The sequence below is a fragment of the Kribbella pittospori genome (genome assembly GCF_004331465.1).
Taxonomy (GTDB): Bacteria; Actinomycetota; Actinomycetes; order Propionibacteriales; family Kribbellaceae; genus Kribbella; species Kribbella pittospori.
On the sequence record NZ_SJKB01000009.1, the window covers coordinates 111,494 to 127,550 of the forward strand.

Consider the following 16,057-nt stretch of genomic DNA (forward strand, 5'->3'; position numbering starts at 1 on the left):
CGTCGTACGGGCTGATGCTTTGTGATTGCTAACAGCAAGTAACTTGCCCCCGATCGCTAGCCCTCCAGCCAGCTGTGGGCTGTGCTCAGGTTGCTGATCGCCTGGCGGGCTTGTGTGATGTGCGGGTGTATCGGCTTCCGCACGAGCCATCGGAGGACCCATCGGTAGGGGGCTGGGTGTTTGGCGAGTGGCCGGATGACGCAGCCGGGTGGCGGGGATGTGGACACGAGGCTGAGCGCGACGCACTCGCCGGCCCGGACGAGTTCGAGGGCGGTGTCGGTGCCGTCGGTGCTGGATGGATGACGGCGTGGTGTGAATCCGGCGGTCGTGCAGGCGGCCAGTACGTAGTCGTTCCAGTCGGGTGCGAATCCGTCGCGGGGCAGATAATGCAGCTCGGCGGCGAGGTCGCCGAGGTCGACCGCTGCGCTGTCGGCAAGTCGGTGGGTCGCGGGGAGTGCGACGCCGACCGGCTCGGCACGGACAGGCTGTTCCGCGATGTCTGGCCCGCCAGGCGCGCGGGCGCCGCACAGTGCGAGGTCGAGATCGCCGGACCGTAGCCGTTCGGCATGCGCTGTGCTGCCGTGGCTGGTCACCTCGAGTGCCACCGTCGGCAACCCGGCCCGCAATGCGCCGATCACCATGCGGGGCGTGGCCAAGCCGGAGGCCTGGACCTGGATGCGCAGCGTGTCACCCTCCGCCGGCGTCGCGGCGGCAACGGCTGCGGCGACCCCGAGGGACGCCGCGGACAACGCGTCGCGGGCGTGGGGAACGAAGGCAACGCCGGCGGGGGTGAGTTGAACACCACCGGATGAGCGGTCGAACAGGACAAGGTCGAGGCGACGTTCGAGGCGGCGTATCTGGCTGCTGAGCGCCGGCTGCGAGACGTACAAGCGTTGCGCCGCGCGGGTGAAGTGCAGTTCTTCGGCGAGTACGACGAAGTACCGAAGCAATCTGAGGTCGACGTCCACCGTGGTGCTCCTGACCTGCGGTGATAACCATTCCGGATAACGTCATGCAGCCTATGTCTTGGACAGCTCCGGCGCTCCGGCGGCACTGTCGGTGGCATGACGACCGACGATGACCTGCGCCGCACGTGGGAGGATCAGCAGGCGGTGCACAAGATCGACAGGGAGCAGCGCTTCGCCGTGATGCTCGACTACGTGGAGCACCTGACAGGTGCGCCGAAACGGGTCCTCGACCTCGCCTGCGGGCCCGGCTCGATCACCCGGAGGGTGCTGGACCGCTTCCCCGCCGCACGAGTCGTCGCAGTGGACCTGGACCCGTTGCTGCTGCGCCTGGCCACGGGCGCGTTCGCCGGCGACGAGCGGGTGAATGTGCTGAGCCGGAACCTGGACCACCCCGACTGGACGACCGGGCTCGACGGCGACTTCGACGCCGTACTGACCGCGACCGCCCTGCACTGGCTGAGCCCGCCGGCGTTCGCTCGGGTGTGCCGCGCGGTCGCCGGACTGATCCGCCCGGGTGGGGTGTTCCTCAACGCCGATCACGTTCTGATCGACGATGAACGGCTGCGAGCCGCCGCCGACGCCCTCCACCAGCAGCACCTCGACACAGCGTTCGCGGCGGGCGCGCAGAGCTGTGACGACTGGTACCACCGCGCCTACGCTCTTCCGCAGTACCGGTCCCTGTGGGCAGAAAGACAGCACCTCTTCACCCATTGGTCGGGCGACTTGATGCGGCCCGCGAGTTGGCACCTCGACGAGCTCCACGCCGCAGGGTTCGAGACTGCGGACGTCGTCTGGCGCTACGGCAACAACGCCGTCACGGTGGCCATCCGATAGACGACCCCGGGTGGGCCTAGGCTGTGCGGCATGACCGTCGTCGTGGCGATCGTGCATGCGGGGTTGGCGGCGGCTTGGGTCGGGGGGATGGCCTACTCGCTGTTCTTGGTGCGGCCGAAGGTGAAGAGGTACTTCGGCCCGGACGACGAAGGGCGGGAGGCACTGACCACGGTGATTGCCTCGGGCAATCGATGGAAGGTGGTCGGGTTGATCGCGACGATCGCACTGACCGGAGCGGTGCTGCTGGTGCTGGAGCCGGGGCACTGGGGGATCCATGCGGTGAAAGCGGTTCTGCTGCTCGGTGCGAGCGGGATCTTCTGGTACGTCTCCTGGCGGCACTGGCCGCGACGGGTGTTCTCGACCGAGGCCGAGCAGGTCGTGCTGCGGCGGCAACTCGTCGTACTGGCAGGCACGATGCTCGGTCTGACCGGTGCCGCGTTCGCGCTCGGGGTGGCCGCCGGTCACCTGTGATCCGTGGAGATCGGTTCGGACGTGTGCCATGATGACGCATCCGCTCGGAGGAGGTGATCACGATGGCACAAGAGACTCTGCAGCTCCTGGTGGCCATGCACCGCATCGTCCGGCATCTGCGCCGGAGTCGTACCACTACGGCCCTGCACCCGACCCAGTTCCTCGCGCTGATGCTGATCGCCGACGAGCAACCGATCCGGATCGGCGAGATCGCCGCCCGCGTCCCCTGCTCCCAGCCCACGGCGACCACCACCGTCGCCGGCCTCGAGGAAGCGGGCCTGGTCCGCCGCGAGCCGGACCCGGTCGACGGCCGTGCGACCGCTGTCGTGCTCACCGAGGTGGGCGCGGAGACGGTCGAGGCCTCCGGCCGGCAGGCCGCGGAGGAACTCGGCAATCTCCTCCGCCGCCTCGACGACGCCGACAGCGAACTCGTCCTGCGCGCCGGCGTCGTCCTCGCCCGGATCGCCGACGACCTCTGACTTATTCGGCCCGCAGCCGGTTCGGCTCGGTCATCCTCATCATCCAGTAGCTCGAGGGAACATGGGTGGCGTCATTGATGACGTTGCCCTCGACCTGGCCGAAGGACTGCAGGGCGAGCTTCTCGAACGCCGCCGGCTCCCGGACGTATTCGCCGCGGTCGTTCGCCGACATCCACCGCGAGATCCGGCCCTGGGTCGGCTCGAAGCAGGTGTCGACGCTGATCACCCGGCCGCCGGGACCCAGCACGCTCGCGGCCAGGTTGAGCAGTTGGGTGCACTGCTCGTCCGACAGGTGGTGCAACAGCCCGAGCAGCAGCACCACATCGATCGGCGGCAGCGATCGGGCCGCGGCTTCGTCGAAGTTGCCGCAATGGAAGCTGGCGTTCTCACCGCCGAAGCGCTCCTCGGCCCAGTCGATGTACGGCGCATCTGTGTCGAACCCGTGGTAGTTCAGCGGCTGGGGCAGACGCGGGAAGTAGTACGCGGGACCGCAGCCGATGTCCAGGACGGTGTCACCCGGCTGGATCTCCTCGATGCAGCGATAGCGCAAGCGGTCTGCGCCGACGATCCGCTGCAGCAGGACGTAGGCGCGCACATGCCTGAGAAGGCCTTTCAGACCGTCCATGGGTATCTCCTCCGGGGATTGATCATGCTTCAGGATCTCGACAGGTAAAGCAACGAACTCGTTCAGTCCCTCAGTTCGTAGACGATGACTTGCCCTCGGGTAAACCTCCGGTCGGCGAGCCGATCGAGGGTGCGCTCGGCGACCTTGCCGGCTCGCTTGTCCGCGAAGACCCAACGGACGCCGTGATCACGGCGCAGGGTCTCCAGCAGGTCAGGCGTTGGCGCCGTGAGTGCCTTCGTCGTCAGTTCCACCCGGTCGGGCCAGGGCGACGGCAGCAGGTTGTAGCCGACGTTTCCCTCGCCTTGGTTGGCCAGCGACTGCTGCGTATAGGCCCAGCCCTCCATCAGCGTTCGGTGACCGCCGACACCGCTGACCAGGTAGCCACGCGCGTCACAGGCCGGTCGAGGTCGTGGTCGCGACAGGCAGGCGGTGTTCGTCACGACCACGTCGTCCCGTCCCGCGTTGCGCTCCAGCCACAGCGCGGCTTGGATCTCATCCGTGGTGAACGAGGGTACCGCCGGGATCGGGATCTGCCGGAGCTCCCCGGTGAGCGCGTCCGCCGCGTTGCGCCACTCCGGCCACGGCCGGCTGGGCAGGGCGAGACCGAGCGCGACGCACATCACCAGGCCCAGGCCGAGGCCGCGGACCTGCGGACGGACGGTGCGAAGGACGAGCCAGCCGAGGAGCCCGACAACGAGTGCTGCCGCGAGCCACACCATCGGCACGGTGACCGCCCGCGTGATGTCCGCGGGGGAGACAGGCGGGGCTTCGATGTTGCCGAACGCCCGGATAGCCAGAGCGAGCGCCGCACCGGTCAGCAGGCCACCTGCGATGATCACCCGGCGGGCGACGCGGGGGCGTCCGGTGACCGCGCTGTGGACCACGTATCCCGCGGCCACGGCGGCGAAGGGAAGCGCGCCGCCGAGGAAGTAGAACTCACCAAAACCCGGATGGTCGACGACCACGAATCCGAGCAGCGAGGCGATGAGCGTGCCGACCAGCCACCACTGCACCGGATCGGTACGGGTCCGGCGCTGTACCAGACCCAGGAACGACACGATCACCACCGCCCTGCTCACCACGGCGGACACAAGGATCGCGCTCGCCCAGGTCAGCGTCTTCTGGTCGGGGTCACGGAGCCCTTCGATGATCCATCCACCCGGCGCCGGAACGGTTCTGTCACCAGTCAGGGCGGTGTATCCCGGGAAGGCCCGCAAGACCCCGAACAGGCGCAGCGGAGTACCTGCCGTGCTGCCCGCCACAGTCAGCATCGACGCCACCATCACACCGACCAGTACGACGCCGAAGCCGACGGTCGGCCAAGGGATACGCCTGTTCCGCACCAGTAGGAACAGCGCCGCCAGGCCGGTCCCGCCGAGCAGCAGCGGCACGGCGGTGGGCTTGGAGCCGGCTGATACGCAGACGACCAGCAGCACGATCACCCAGGACCGTCGCGGGGCACCGCGGTACAAGACGCCGATCAGCAGCGCGGCGGCTCCGACGCTGACGGTCGTCCCGAAGGACTGCGACGGGCTCAGGAAGACGAGTGGTGAGGACGCGACGCCGCCGGCGTACGTCCAGATGGCGACCCGCTGGACGACCGTCGTCAGCGCGACCGCGAGCGGGGCGGTCCACCAGGCGCCGCTGACCTGGCGCGCGAGTGCAGCGACCGCGAGGACGAGCCCGATGATGATCGGGGCGAACCACAGCCTGAACAGCACGAGGCGGGGGTCGATTCCGGCGATCGCTGCGGCCGACGCCAGGTGTGCGTCGGCGAACCAGTGGTACTGCATCGTCTCGCCCGCCACCTGCGGAATCTGCGGCGGGACGGAGCGGCCCAGCTCGTGCACGATGCCAAGGTGCCAGAGCAGGTCCTGGTAGTAGTTGCCGCCGTTCTCGGGGACCGGGGTGGCGCTGACCGTGGTGCCGTAGTTCAGCAGCAACGTCGCCGACATGAGGAGCGACAGCGTGGCGCCCCAGGCGAGCGGCAGCCGCGGCGCGTCCTGCGCCCGCCAGCAGCGGCGTAACCGCGGTACCGCGGCGAAGACGACCAGCACCGCCGCGGGCCACAGCACCAACCACTGCTGCAGCCCAGCGGCCGTGAACAACGCCCACCCCGGCAACTCGTAGCAGAGCCCCACGACGATGCCGAGGCCCACGTCCTCTGGCCAAGTCCGCCGGCCCGGCGCGAAAGCTCGCAGCAGCAACACTCCCGGAAGCACCACGCAGCCTGAGAAGTAGGCCGAGTAGCGGAGGATGTCGCCGTCCGTCACCCCTGTGCCTGCAAGTACCCAATACACCGTCACCGCGGGGAGTAGCCAGACGAGTGCACCCAGAAACCGTGGCCCGGTAGACCTGCCGGACCCGTCGGTCATCAAGACGGTCCCTCGGTGACAGGAATTAGGCCGCACATAGTGATGGAGCCTAACCGTTGCTGACGGCTGTTGTGGGGGCGACTAGTGCTTGGCCGGACCCTCCGCGCCCGCGCCGGTGAGGGAGCGGACGGAGAGTTCGTTGTAGCGGGCCTCGCTGGACCTGTCCTTGCCGAGGTACGTGCCGAGGACGCCGAACAGGAAGCCCAGCGGGATCGACACGATGCCCGGGTTCGAGAGCGGGAACCAGGAGAAGTCGGCGTCGGTGATCATCGACGTCGGCGTACCGGACACGACCGGCGAGAAGAACACCAGGACGACCGCGGAGATCAGGCCGCCGTAGATGCTCCAGGCTGCGCCAGCGGTGTTGAACCGCTTCCAGAACAGGTTGAACAGCAGCGCCGGCAGGTTCGCCGACGCGGCGACCGCGAACGCCAGTGCGACCAGGAACGCGATGTTCAGCTTCTGCGCCGGGATCGCCAGCGCGATCGAGACCGCGCCGATCCCGATCGCGGCGAACCGCGCCACCCGCAACTCGGTCTTCTCGTCCGGCTTGGTCTTGGCGATCACGTTCGCGTAGAGATCGTGCGCGAACGACGATGCTGAGGTCAGGGTGAGGCCGGCCACCACCGCAAGAATCGTGGCGAACGCGACCGCCGCGATCAGCGCGAGCAGGATCGAGCCGCCGATCGAGTCGGCACCACCGCCGACGGATTCGGCCAGCAGTGGCGACGCCACGTTGCCCTTCGACTCCGCGACCGCGGAACCCTTGCCCGTGTCGAGCAGCGCCGCCGCACCGAACCCGAGCGCCAGCGTCATCAGGTAGAACGCGCCGATCAGACCGATTGCCCACTGCACCGAACGGCGCGCGGTCTGCGAATCCGGCACGGTGTAGAAGCGGATCAGGATGTGCGGCAGACCCGCCGTACCGAGGACCAGTGCCAGGCCGAGGGACAGGAAGTCGATCTGCCCCGTCAGGTCCTTGCCGTAGAGCAGCCCGGGCTGCAGGAACGCCTCGCCCTTGCCGGAATTGTCCGCGGCCGCGCCCAGCAGGTCGGAGAGGTTGAAGTGGAACTTGACCAGCACCAGGAAGGTGATGATCACCGTGCCGGCCATCAGCAGTACGGCCTTGACGATCTGCACCCAGGTGGTGCCCTTCATGCCGCCGATCGTCACGTAGACGATCATCAGAGCGCCGACCAGGACGATCACCGCAGCCTTCAGGCCCTCGCTCTTCACGCCGAGCAGCAGCCCGACCAACGATCCGGCGCCGACCATCTGCGCCAGCAGGTAGAAGATCGAGACCACGATCGTCGAGGTCGCGGCCGCGGTCCGGACCGGCTTCTGCTTCATCCGGAACGCGAGCTGATCGGCCATCGTGAACCGGCCGGAGTTCCGCAGCAGCTCGGCGATCAGCAGCAGCGCCACCAGCCAGGCGACCAGGAAGCCGATCGAGTAGAGGAAGCCGTCGTACCCGAAGAGCGCGATCGACCCGGAGATACCGAGGAACGACGCCGCGGACATGTAGTCGCCGGAGACGGCCAGTCCGTTCTGCGCACCGCTGAACGAGCGGCCGCCGGCGTAGTAGTCGGCCGCGGTCTTGTTCTGCCGGGACGCCCACCAGGTGATGTACAGCGTCACGGCGACGACCGCGGAGAACAGCGAGATGGTCAGGGCCCGGTTGCCCGGCTCGGCGTCGGCCAGCGGGATCAGGATCGGGATGCTGAGGACGTTCACCGGCGACGCTCCCTCTTGTACTTGGCGTTGAGGCCACTGGCCAGCGGGTCGAGCTTGCGGTTCGCGAACCGTCCGTACAGCGCCGCGATGAAGAAGGTCGACACGAACTGCAGCAGACCGAAGATCAGGGCCACATTGATGTGGCCCACCACCTGGTGACTCATGAAGTCACGGGCCCAGTTGTTGCAGGCGACGTACGCCAGGTACCAGGCCATGAATGCGATGGTCCACGGCACCACGAAGTTCTTGTAGCGCGTTTTCAGCTTGGTGAAGTCTTCCGCCTCGTGTACGGCCTCATAGGCGCGGGCATCCCGCTCGCGCACCATTTCCTCGTCCATGAGTTTCCCTGTCTCCAATGGGCCCAGCGCTGAACACGAACACGTGCACGTTAGCCCCATGTCGCGGATTTGTGACCCACCGCAACCAAAACGTTTCGGTGAAGGCTAGAGATGGGGCGCAACGGGGGCGTCGAGAGTACGACGGTAGTTCGCCAGGTCGCTGGGCCGAGCCCGGTAGCAGTCGGTGAAATACGGCATCCGAAGCGGCTCCGGCGGTCGCGCGGTGTTGTCGTAGATGGCGTCCACCTGCTCCAGTACGGCGTCGCGGCGGGACTCGGTCAGGACAGCGATCCGCGAGTGCGACTGGGCCAACTGACGCAGTCCGTTGCGATCCAGGTCCTGCCAGTGCCGGAACCGGGTGTCCTCGACCAGCGCGAACAGGCCCGACTGCAGCAGGACCGGCACCGGGTCGAACCGGTCGCCGCCGATGCCGTCACCCCGCATCGTGTGGACCATCCGCCGTACCCAGGGGACCACCGTGTCGGCGTGGTTCCAGAGCAGTCCGAGTACGCCGTTCGGCCGCAGCACGCGGGCGATCTCGGGCAGAGCCCGGGCGTGGTCGAACCAATGAAACGCCTGTCCGACGATGACCGCGTCGACCGAGGCATGGGCGAGCGGGATCGACTCGGCCGCACCCATCATCGTGTCCAGGCCGGGCCGGCGGCGGCAGACCTCGAGCATCTCCCGCGACGGGTCGACCGCGATCACATCGTGCCCGAGCGCGGCCGCGACCGCGGCCAGCTTGCCGGTACCGGCGCCGAGGTCGAGGACCTGCAGCCCGCGCCCCGGCCCGAGGATCCAGGTCAGCGCCTCGGCGGGAAACGTCGGCCGGCCGGCGTCGTACGCGGCCGCCACGGCGCCGAAGGACCGGGCGCGGCCCGCGTTCGAGCCGGTCTCCGGCGTGTCCCGGCCGGTTGCCGGCTCCGGTACTGGATCCTCGGTGGTCATCACCGCAAATCATGCCGTAGCGGCGCGCTGGCGCGTTGTCACTCGCCGAGCTTCTTCAGTTTGATGTGCGCTGGGCGCCCCACGTGGTGACGATGCCGATCTTCAGTTCCACCGGAACAACTCCCGGATCTCGGCCGGACAGGCAACGTGGTCGACTCCCAGTTCGGTGTCGGTGAACTCACGGGCGATCGCAGGCGGGACGAACGGTTGGTCCAGCTCCGGCCACAGCCGCTTGATCCTGGCCTGGCCGCCGAACGAGGGGTGTTCGTTCTCCAGCACCATCGGGTCACCGTAGACCCCGGGCTGCAGACCGAGCGAGGCGCCGTACAGAACGGCGGAACTGAGCCGGTTGGAGGCGACGCGCTGATGTTTGCGGAGCTCGCCCAGTTGGTTGACCAGGAACTTCGCGTCGGTCCGCCGCCAGTGCAGACCGCGGTAGCCGTGGGTGATGACGCGGAACCCGGCCTCCTCGTAGACGTTGCGGATCGCGGGTTTCTCGTACTCGTTCCAGTACAGGCAGACCGTCACCGGCCCGGTTTCGTGCTCCTTGATCGAGGCAACGATACGGCCGTGGTCGCCGAGCACGTGCTGGCCTTCCCAGCCGTGGAACGGGTAGAAGATGGTGCCCTCGGCGCCCTTCGCCGGCGTGGCCAGCTCGGGGTGCACCTTCAGCAGGTACAGCCAGACCGAGCCGATCACCGAGTAGTTACGCAAACCCATCGACCAGCCGCGCCGCCGGACGCTGTCGGACCAGACGTACTTCGGCATCCCCGGCGCGAACGCGGTGCCGTGGGCGAACCCGTCCAGGATGTTCCAGCCGTGCTGGAGATACCCCCAGATCCGCGGCGGTTTCCCGAGTCCCGCGTACGACGCCATGATGTCCGCGTGCCCGTAGAAGTGGTTGGCATGGTGCATCAGCGCACGACCTTCCGCAGCATGCGCCTCGCCCGCCGGACGATCACCCGGGCCGGGTTGAGGACAGCGTGCCCGACCCGATACGGCCGCGACCGGCGGATCCCGCTCAGCAGTCCCTCGAACAGGATCGCCCGCGCGTTCGCCTCCGCCAGTTCCTCCGCGAGCCGCGCGACCGTGGCCAGCTGTTCGGCACTGCCGAGCGGCCGCACCAGCTCGGGCGCAGGCAAAAGCTCTCCTGTCACAGTGATTCCGGCCATTGACCCGAGCCGCGCCGTCAGCTCGCGGACGTCACCGCCGGCCGGCCATGGTTGCCGTGAGCCACCTTCCAGTGAGCGCCGGGCGAAGCGGGCCAGGTGCGCGACGACCAGTGCCTCGCCGTGTGCGTCCACCGGATCGCCGTCACCGAAGAGCCGGTAGGAGGTCCCGTCGAGGATCACGTTGTCCGGAGCGGCGATCGCGGCCGTCGGGTGATCCTGCGCGACCAGCCAGTTCACGTACTCGGTGATCGTCCGCCGCACTACCGCCTGGTCGTCGACCTTCAGGGCGGCAAGCAGGTGCTCTTCCAGCAGCACGCCCGCGCCGGCTGGGACTGCAGTTGCCGGGAGTACGTCGGGGAGATCGCCGCTGACGACGTACCAAGCCGGTGCCAGCTCGACGGCGAGGCCTGCGGCGGCCGCGTCGACGACAAGCCGGTAGGGATCCATCAGCGTCGGACCGGAGTTGCGCTTGGCAATGGCCCTGGCGGCGGTCACGGCGCCGAGGTGGTCGACTGAGGCCAGAGCGACATCGGCCTCGACCAGCGACGGGAACACCGCATAGGTCCGGCTGATGTCGAGACCGGCTGCCTCCAGTGTGCTGACCAATGATGTGCGGCCGGTGGGTGCGGTGTCATCGAGATCGCGGGCCCAGTCCTCGTTACGCGGGAGTGCGGCGGAGATCGGGGGCTGGAGGAATCGCTCGACGCCGAAGGGGTTCGCCGCGCCTAGCAGCAGCCGTCCCGAGGGAGCGAGCCGCGTCTGTAGCCGGGCCAGGGCGCCGGACCACGTCAGATTCGCCGTGTCCGGGCCGACCAGCCGATCCAACCCGTCCAGCGCGACGACGACGTCGTACACGTCGTCGGACGTGAGGCGGTCGAGCGAGCCGCAGATGACCTGGCCCTTGGTGCCATCGAGCAGTCCGGCGATCTCCTCGGCGTCCGGCGCGGAGCGGACCAGTACATCGACCGAGGCGACGCCGGAGGCGATGTCGGTGATCAGGCTGAGTTTGTGCGGTCCGGCGACCAGCACGGAGTCGCCGGGCCGGAGTGCGGCGGCGAGGAGTGCTCCGGCGGCGGCTCCACCGGCCGCCGACAGGGCGTCGACCGGGTGCAGATCCGACCAGCCGAGCATCTCGCCGCCGACCAGAATCGATCGGGTCATATCGCATGACACTAGCGAACCGGCCTCGTCACAGTGGCGATCACCCCGGCGTCACTTGATCTCGTAGACCGTGACGTCCAGGGTGGCGTGCCGGAGACTGACGTACTCGCGCAGCGCCGGGGAGACTTTGCCGGCGCGGCGATCGGCGTACATCCAGCGAACGCCGGCCTTGCGTAAGCGCTCGATCGCCCCGGGCGAGGGGTTGGTGAAGGCAGCGTCGTTCGCCGCCAGCTCGGCGGGATTCCAGTACGGGATCAGGCTCGGGCTGCTGCCGGTGCTGACCGCGATCCGGTTCGCCTGGTTGGAGTACGACCAGCCCTCGATCAGGACCGGCCGTTCGGACAGCGCGGCGAGCCAGAAGTGCCTGCTGTCGCAGAACCCGTCGCGTCTGATGATGCAGTGCGCGTTCGTCGCGATCAGCTCGCCGGGATTGCTGTTCCGCCGGAGCCACCGCGCCGCGCCCGCCTCCGCTGCGGTCGCCCCACCCTGCCGGGGCTGCGCGAAGACCAGCGTCGATGCCGTGTCCGACACGAAGGCCTGGAGCGGGACGAGCGCGGCTCCGACCATGCTCGCCGCCACCCCGGCAGACAGGAAAGCGACCAGGACGCTGCCGGGCCGCCGCAGCAGCTTCCAGGCACCGGCGACCACGACCGCGACGGCCACGAGCCCAGCGCCTGTCCACAGCCAGGGGCCGGTGACTCCGGCCAGGTCAGCCGACGCCGTCCGCGCCAACGCACAGGCCGCGAGACCAAGCAGCCCGGCCATGCCGACCAACACCACCGCACGCCGGTCGCCGAGCCGCCCGACCAGGTTCGCGAGGCCCACACACGCCAGTACGGCGACCACCGGGAAAGCGGTCAGCAGGAAGTACATCTGACTGAGCCCCGATTGGGTGGTCAGCACCGACGCCACCAGTCCGCCGACGCAGAACCCGACCAGGAAGACGGCCGCCGGATCGCGCCCCTGTCTGCCGGAACGACGCGGTCGGCGGAGGAACGCCATCCCCGACGCCGCGAGACCCCAGCTCAGCAAGGTCGTTGCCGCCGACAGGAGGCGTGCGTGCGGCACACCTGCTGTCGCGAGCATCGAGTACGGCGCCAGTTGGACGAACGTCCGGAACGGCTTCACCTCGGTGCCCCACGTGCTGCCGCCGAAGATGACCACCAGCGCCGCAAGGAAGATCGCGAAGGACAGCAGGCCGCCGAGCAACGCCGTACGCGTGCTGCGACGCGTCACCGCCAGGTGCAGGAAGGCGAACGCGAACCCGCAGCCCAGCAACGGCAGGATCGTCGACTTCGCGCCGGCCGCGACCAGGGCAAGCAGGATCAGCAACACCCAGCGGCTGCGCGGCCGGTCCGCACGGAGCAGGTCCACCACCAGCAGGCAGAGCGTCAGCGCGATCGCGACGCCCAGGTTCTGCGTCGGGCTCAAGTACGCCGTCACCGCCGTCGAGATCCCGCCCAGCCCGTGATCGGCCAGCGGCTGGACGGCGCCGCCGAGTCCCGCGATCAGTACGGCGAGCGGCCCGGTCCAGGTGGCCGCCGACTCCGCGTTCGGCGCGAACCGGGTGGTCAGCGCGAAGACGAGCCCGCATCCGGCCAGGAACAACGGCAGCCAGGTGAGCGAGTGGATCAGGTCCGTGAGGTCGATCCGGGTCGCCCAGGCCGTCGCCGCGGTCGCCTGGTGGAAGAACGAGTGGTACTTCATCGGCTCGCCACCGAGCCACGGTGTCGAGATCGGTACGTCGTACTTCGCGCTGGCGGCCAGAGCCTGCTGGAAGGCGAGGTCCGGGTACGAGCGCAGCGGATCCGTGTACGCCGGGGTGAACTGTCCCGGCCCACGCCGGTAGACCACCAGGACGACGATGGCCGTCGTCGCCGCGAGCAACCAGGCCTGCAGAGGCCTGAGTGGTACGTCGACCGGGCGCCAGACCCTCGCCCGTACGTCACGATCCGCGAGGACGATCACCAGCACCACGGGCGCCCAGACCCACGACCAGGCCTGCAGCCCGATCGAGGCACAGGCCAGATAAACGATGATCTGTGCCGCTGTCCCGACCGCGAAGCCGGCGGCGAGATCCTCGACCAGGTTCCGCCCGTAGCTCCCGATCAGGCGCCACAGCGCGAACCCGGGCAGCGCGATCCCGAAGCAGATGAACAGCACGAACCGGCCGACCTCACCGACAGTCGAATCCTGGAGCAGCAGCGCGATCGCCAGGATCAGGACGGCGAGACCCGCCAGCAGGCCGGACAGGGAAGGACCCGCCGTCCGCGGCCCCCGTCGCCTCGCCCTCGCCCGCATGGCGGCAAGCCTAATGTGAACCCTGTCGCGTCACGAATGCGCAGTGTCACCGCGGGTGGTGGACGCGAGCGCCCTGTGCCCGCGGGGTGGCGCTCTTCCGAGTAGTCTCCGGAACCGGAGGTCCTCTATGCGAACCGAACAGTCCGTACTTTCCGTCGTCGTGCCGATGTACGACGAGGAGGAAGTGCTGCCGCTGTTTCTCGAGCGGATGCATCCGTTGCTGGACGGTCTCGGGATCTCTTACGAACTGATCGTGGTGGACGACGGCAGCCGCGACCGGACCGCGACGCTGTTGTTGGAGGCCGCGAGGGACTGGCCGCAGCTGCGCATCGTACGGCTGCTGCGCAACAGCGGTCATCAGGCGGCGCTGTCGGCCGGGTTCCGGCGGGCGCGGGGTGAGTTCCTGGTGACGATCGATGCGGATTTGCAGGACCCGCCGGAGGTGATCGCAGAATTCCTCGCGGCGGTGCGGGAGCAGGATGTGGATGTGGTGTACGGCGTCCGGTCGGACCGGTCGAGCGACACCTGGGTGAAGCGGACGACCGCTCGGATGTACTACCGGTTGATGTGCCGGCTCGTGGGCGAGGAGATCCCGTTCGACGCCGGTGATTTCCGGTTGGTGTCACGGCGCGTGGTCGAGGCGGTGAACGCGCTGCCGGAGGACGGCCGGGTGTTCCGGCTGGTGATTCCGTGGCTGGGCTTCCCGAGCACGGAGGTCAAGTACGTCCGCGCGGAGCGGGGTGCCGGGACGACGAAATACAGCTTCACCAAGATGCTCCGGCTGGCCTTCGACAGCGTGACCGCGTTCTCGGCGGCGCCGTTGCGGCTGGCGACCTGGCTCGGGTTGCTCGGTGGGTTGCTGTCGTGTGCAGTGGTGATCGGTGCGCTGGTCGTCAAGCTGGCCGGGCGGAGCGTACCTGGCTGGACGTCGACCGTCCTGGCTGTCGGCCTGATCGGTGCGATCCAGTTGCTGTGTCTTGGTCTACTGGGTGAGTACGTCGCGCGATTGTTCCAGTCGAGTCAGCGCCGGCCCCAGTTCCTCGTCGGCTACGACAGCCTCGACGACTCGGGCCACCACACCTTTTCCGAGACAGCCGACGCGCCGGACAAGGACATGCCCTAAGCTCCGTGCCTGATGAGTTGGTACGACGCGCTCGAGGCCGGTGAACTGACCGTGCGGCCGTCCGTGGAGGCGGCGAAGCGGTTCGGCGTCTCGATCGACCGGATGTCGGTGTCCGCCTCGGCAGGTACGTCGCTGGCCGAGGTGCTGGCAGCGGTGGAGAGGTCGACGGCCGAGGTCATCGTGTTGCGCTACCCGGCACGGGAGACGACCTGGTTCTCCGCGCTGGCGAGCGGTCCGCGCCAGGCGCTACTGGCCGGCACCGTCGTCTACTGGTCTCTCGCGGTCGGCAAGGGGCGGCGGCCTGCGCCCCTGGCCGGGTTCACCACCCGGGTGGAGGAGTCGGTCGACGACGAACTGGTGGACGACCTGGTCGCGGACATCTTCGGCGACTCCGGGAACCACTACTGCGCCACCCCGGTGTTCGATCGCTCCCGCGCGCTGGCTGGACGGCAGGAGTGGGGGCGGCGGCGGATCGCACACACCGGCGCGGTGGTGCTGCGTGGTCCCGACCGACGGGTGCTGGCGGTGGCCTCGATCGACCGGCAGAGGTCCTGGACCGAGATCGAGCTGGCCGGCGTTCTACCGGCTGAGCAGGGCCGGGGCCGGTACGGCCACCTGCTCGCCGCGATCGAGGATGCCTGCACGACCAGGCGTCTGGTGGTCTCTGCACAGGCCCACCAGACGGGCATCCAGCGAATCTGGGCTCGCTACGGCTTCGAGCCGGTGCACAACCTGGTCACGATCCATCTCGTCGCCGCTACGTAGGGCCGTTGCGTGATGCAGGGCTCCGCTGTCACTCGCCGAGCTTCTTCTGTTCGATATGCGCGTTCAGCGCCGCCAGCTCCGGGTGCGAGTCCATCAGCGCGACCAGTTCGGCGCAGTTCAGCTTCGCCGCGGCGAACTCCTCGATCAGGGTGCTGAGCAACTTCCGGTCGTCCTCGGTGTCCAGGGTCAGCCGGTACCTCGACCCGTCGCCACCGTCCCAGGCAACGTTGACCAGTCGCATGTCGCCGGCCCGGTTCTGGTGCAGGTAGGTGGTCACGTGCTCGCGGTCGACCGGCAGCGTCGCGACCTCGTCGGCCTGCAGGAGCCGGGCAGCAGAGAAGACCTCGTAGTCCATGCCGCGCGGGTAGGTCCGGGTCAGGCAGTTCGACACGTACACGTTGCCGGCGTTCTCGGCGCGGTACCGTTCGACTCCCTCGGCAATGACCGCGGGGTCGATCAGCGGGCAGTCGGAGGTGACCCGGACGACGCCGGTCAGGTCGTGCTCGCGGATCGCGCCCGCGAACCGGGACAGCACGTCGAGCTCGCTGCCGCGGTACACCGGGAAGCCGAGCTCGGTCGACAGCTCGACGATGGGTTCGTCGGCGGGGTTGGTCGTGGTCGCCACGATCACCGGCAGGCCGGTCTGGGCGAGCCGCTCCAGGTGGTGGTGCAGGTAGCTCTTGCCGCCCGCGGTGAGCAGGACCTTCGCGGGTAGCCGGGTGCTGGTCGCCCGGGCCTGGGTGATGATGCCGATCGTCATGAA

The 16,057-nt window shown here is 68.6% G+C and carries 15 protein-coding genes; 5 read left to right on the plus strand and 10 right to left on the minus strand.

The window, feature by feature from the left end; genetic code table 11:
• Positions 1-56: 56 nt before the first annotated feature.
• Entirely contained in the window at positions 57-968 is a 912-nt protein-coding gene (locus E0H73_RS27345; RefSeq protein ID WP_131361450.1) for a LysR family transcriptional regulator, read from the minus strand.
• 96 nt (positions 969-1,064) lie between these two features.
• Here E0H73_RS27345 and E0H73_RS27350 point away from each other — a divergent pair, with 96 nt between their 5' ends.
• From E0H73_RS27350 to E0H73_RS27360, 3 genes are all read left to right on the plus strand, one after another.
• Positions 1,065-1,802, plus strand: a complete 738-nt coding sequence (locus tag E0H73_RS27350; protein WP_131361451.1) for a class I SAM-dependent methyltransferase — start codon at positions 1,065-1,067, stop codon at positions 1,800-1,802.
• A gap of 30 nt (positions 1,803-1,832) precedes the next feature.
• Positions 1,833-2,273 carry a hypothetical protein gene (locus E0H73_RS27355; protein ID WP_131361452.1) on the plus strand — a complete coding sequence of 147 codons (441 nt, stop codon included), beginning with the start codon at positions 1,833-1,835 and terminating at the stop codon, positions 2,271-2,273.
• 62 nt (positions 2,274-2,335) lie between these two features.
• Positions 2,336-2,752: a MarR family winged helix-turn-helix transcriptional regulator gene (locus E0H73_RS27360; protein ID WP_131361453.1), complete on the plus strand. Its 417-nt coding sequence runs from the start codon at positions 2,336-2,338 to the stop codon at positions 2,750-2,752.
• Position 2,753: 1 nt separating this feature from the next.
• On the opposite strand, the gene E0H73_RS27365 is transcribed toward E0H73_RS27360, so the two are convergent.
• From E0H73_RS27365 to E0H73_RS27400, 8 genes are all read right to left on the minus strand, one after another.
• A complete protein-coding gene (locus E0H73_RS27365; protein WP_131361454.1) occupies positions 2,754-3,377 on the minus strand; it encodes a class I SAM-dependent methyltransferase in 624 nt (207 codons plus the stop codon).
• A gap of 62 nt (positions 3,378-3,439) precedes the next feature.
• Complete coding sequence (locus E0H73_RS27370) at positions 3,440-5,683, minus strand: hypothetical protein (RefSeq protein ID WP_131361455.1); 2,244 nt, start codon at positions 5,681-5,683, stop codon at positions 3,440-3,442.
• Between the two features lie 150 nt (positions 5,684-5,833).
• Positions 5,834-7,486, minus strand: coding sequence for a solute symporter family protein (locus tag E0H73_RS27375; protein WP_238164292.1), 1,653 nt, complete (start codon positions 7,484-7,486; stop codon positions 5,834-5,836).
• A complete protein-coding gene (locus E0H73_RS27380) occupies positions 7,483-7,824 on the minus strand; it encodes a DUF485 domain-containing protein (protein ID WP_131361456.1) in 342 nt (113 codons plus the stop codon). The genes E0H73_RS27375 and E0H73_RS27380 overlap by 4 nt, the downstream gene beginning before the upstream one ends.
• A 105-nt stretch (positions 7,825-7,929) precedes the next feature.
• A complete protein-coding gene (locus tag E0H73_RS27385; protein WP_131361457.1) occupies positions 7,930-8,772 on the minus strand; it encodes a class I SAM-dependent methyltransferase in 843 nt (280 codons plus the stop codon).
• A gap of 102 nt (positions 8,773-8,874) precedes the next feature.
• Positions 8,875-9,687 carry a hypothetical protein gene (locus E0H73_RS27390; protein WP_131361458.1) on the minus strand — a complete coding sequence of 271 codons (813 nt, stop codon included), beginning with the start codon at positions 9,685-9,687 and terminating at the stop codon, positions 8,875-8,877.
• Positions 9,687-11,105, minus strand: a complete 1,419-nt coding sequence (locus E0H73_RS27395) for a hypothetical protein (RefSeq protein ID WP_238164293.1) — start codon at positions 11,103-11,105, stop codon at positions 9,687-9,689. Before E0H73_RS27395 ends, E0H73_RS27390 begins: the two co-directional genes overlap by 1 nt.
• A gap of 51 nt (positions 11,106-11,156) precedes the next feature.
• Positions 11,157-13,406 carry a hypothetical protein gene (locus E0H73_RS27400; protein ID WP_131361459.1) on the minus strand — a complete coding sequence of 750 codons (2,250 nt, stop codon included), beginning with the start codon at positions 13,404-13,406 and terminating at the stop codon, positions 11,157-11,159.
• A 127-nt stretch (positions 13,407-13,533) separates the two neighbouring features.
• On the opposite strand from E0H73_RS27400, the gene E0H73_RS27405 reads away from it, so the two are divergent.
• On the plus strand, positions 13,534-14,529 hold the full coding sequence (locus E0H73_RS27405) for a glycosyltransferase family 2 protein (protein ID WP_131361460.1): 996 nt from the start codon (positions 13,534-13,536) through the stop codon (positions 14,527-14,529).
• Positions 14,530-14,541: 12 nt separating this feature from the next.
• Complete coding sequence (locus E0H73_RS27410; RefSeq protein ID WP_131361461.1) at positions 14,542-15,294, plus strand: GNAT family N-acetyltransferase; 753 nt, start codon at positions 14,542-14,544, stop codon at positions 15,292-15,294.
• Between the two features lie 28 nt (positions 15,295-15,322).
• Here E0H73_RS27410 and E0H73_RS27415 read toward each other — a convergent pair whose 3' ends face one another.
• On the minus strand, positions 15,323-16,054 hold the full coding sequence (locus tag E0H73_RS27415; RefSeq protein WP_131361462.1) for a cytidylyltransferase domain-containing protein: 732 nt from the start codon (positions 16,052-16,054) through the stop codon (positions 15,323-15,325).
• Positions 16,055-16,057 lie beyond the last annotated feature (3 nt).

Coding starts and splice junctions, on each gene's coding strand:
- E0H73_RS27350 (WP_131361451.1), top strand. CDS start 1,065: ATGACGACCGACGATGACCTGCGCCGCACGTGGGAGGATCAGCAGGCG.
- E0H73_RS27355 (WP_131361452.1), top strand. CDS start 1,833: ATGACCGTCGTCGTGGCGATCGTGCATGCGGGGTTGGCGGCGGCTTGG.
- E0H73_RS27360 (WP_131361453.1), top strand. CDS start 2,336: ATGGCACAAGAGACTCTGCAGCTCCTGGTGGCCATGCACCGCATCGTC.
- E0H73_RS27365 (WP_131361454.1), bottom strand. CDS start 3,377: ATGGACGGTCTGAAAGGCCTTCTCAGGCATGTGCGCGCCTACGTCCTG.
- E0H73_RS27380 (WP_131361456.1), bottom strand. CDS start 7,824: ATGGACGAGGAAATGGTGCGCGAGCGGGATGCCCGCGCCTATGAGGCC.
- E0H73_RS27385 (WP_131361457.1), bottom strand. CDS start 8,772: ATGACCACCGAGGATCCAGTACCGGAGCCGGCAACCGGCCGGGACACG.
- E0H73_RS27390 (WP_131361458.1), bottom strand. CDS start 9,687: ATGCACCATGCCAACCACTTCTACGGGCACGCGGACATCATGGCGTCG.
- E0H73_RS27395 (WP_238164293.1), bottom strand. CDS start 11,105: ATGACCCGATCGATTCTGGTCGGCGGCGAGATGCTCGGCTGGTCGGAT.
- E0H73_RS27400 (WP_131361459.1), bottom strand. CDS start 13,406: ATGCGGGCGAGGGCGAGGCGACGGGGGCCGCGGACGGCGGGTCCTTCC.
- E0H73_RS27405 (WP_131361460.1), top strand. CDS start 13,534: ATGCGAACCGAACAGTCCGTACTTTCCGTCGTCGTGCCGATGTACGAC.
- E0H73_RS27410 (WP_131361461.1), top strand. CDS start 14,542: ATGAGTTGGTACGACGCGCTCGAGGCCGGTGAACTGACCGTGCGGCCG.
- E0H73_RS27415 (WP_131361462.1), bottom strand. CDS start 16,054: ATGACGATCGGCATCATCACCCAGGCCCGGGCGACCAGCACCCGGCTA.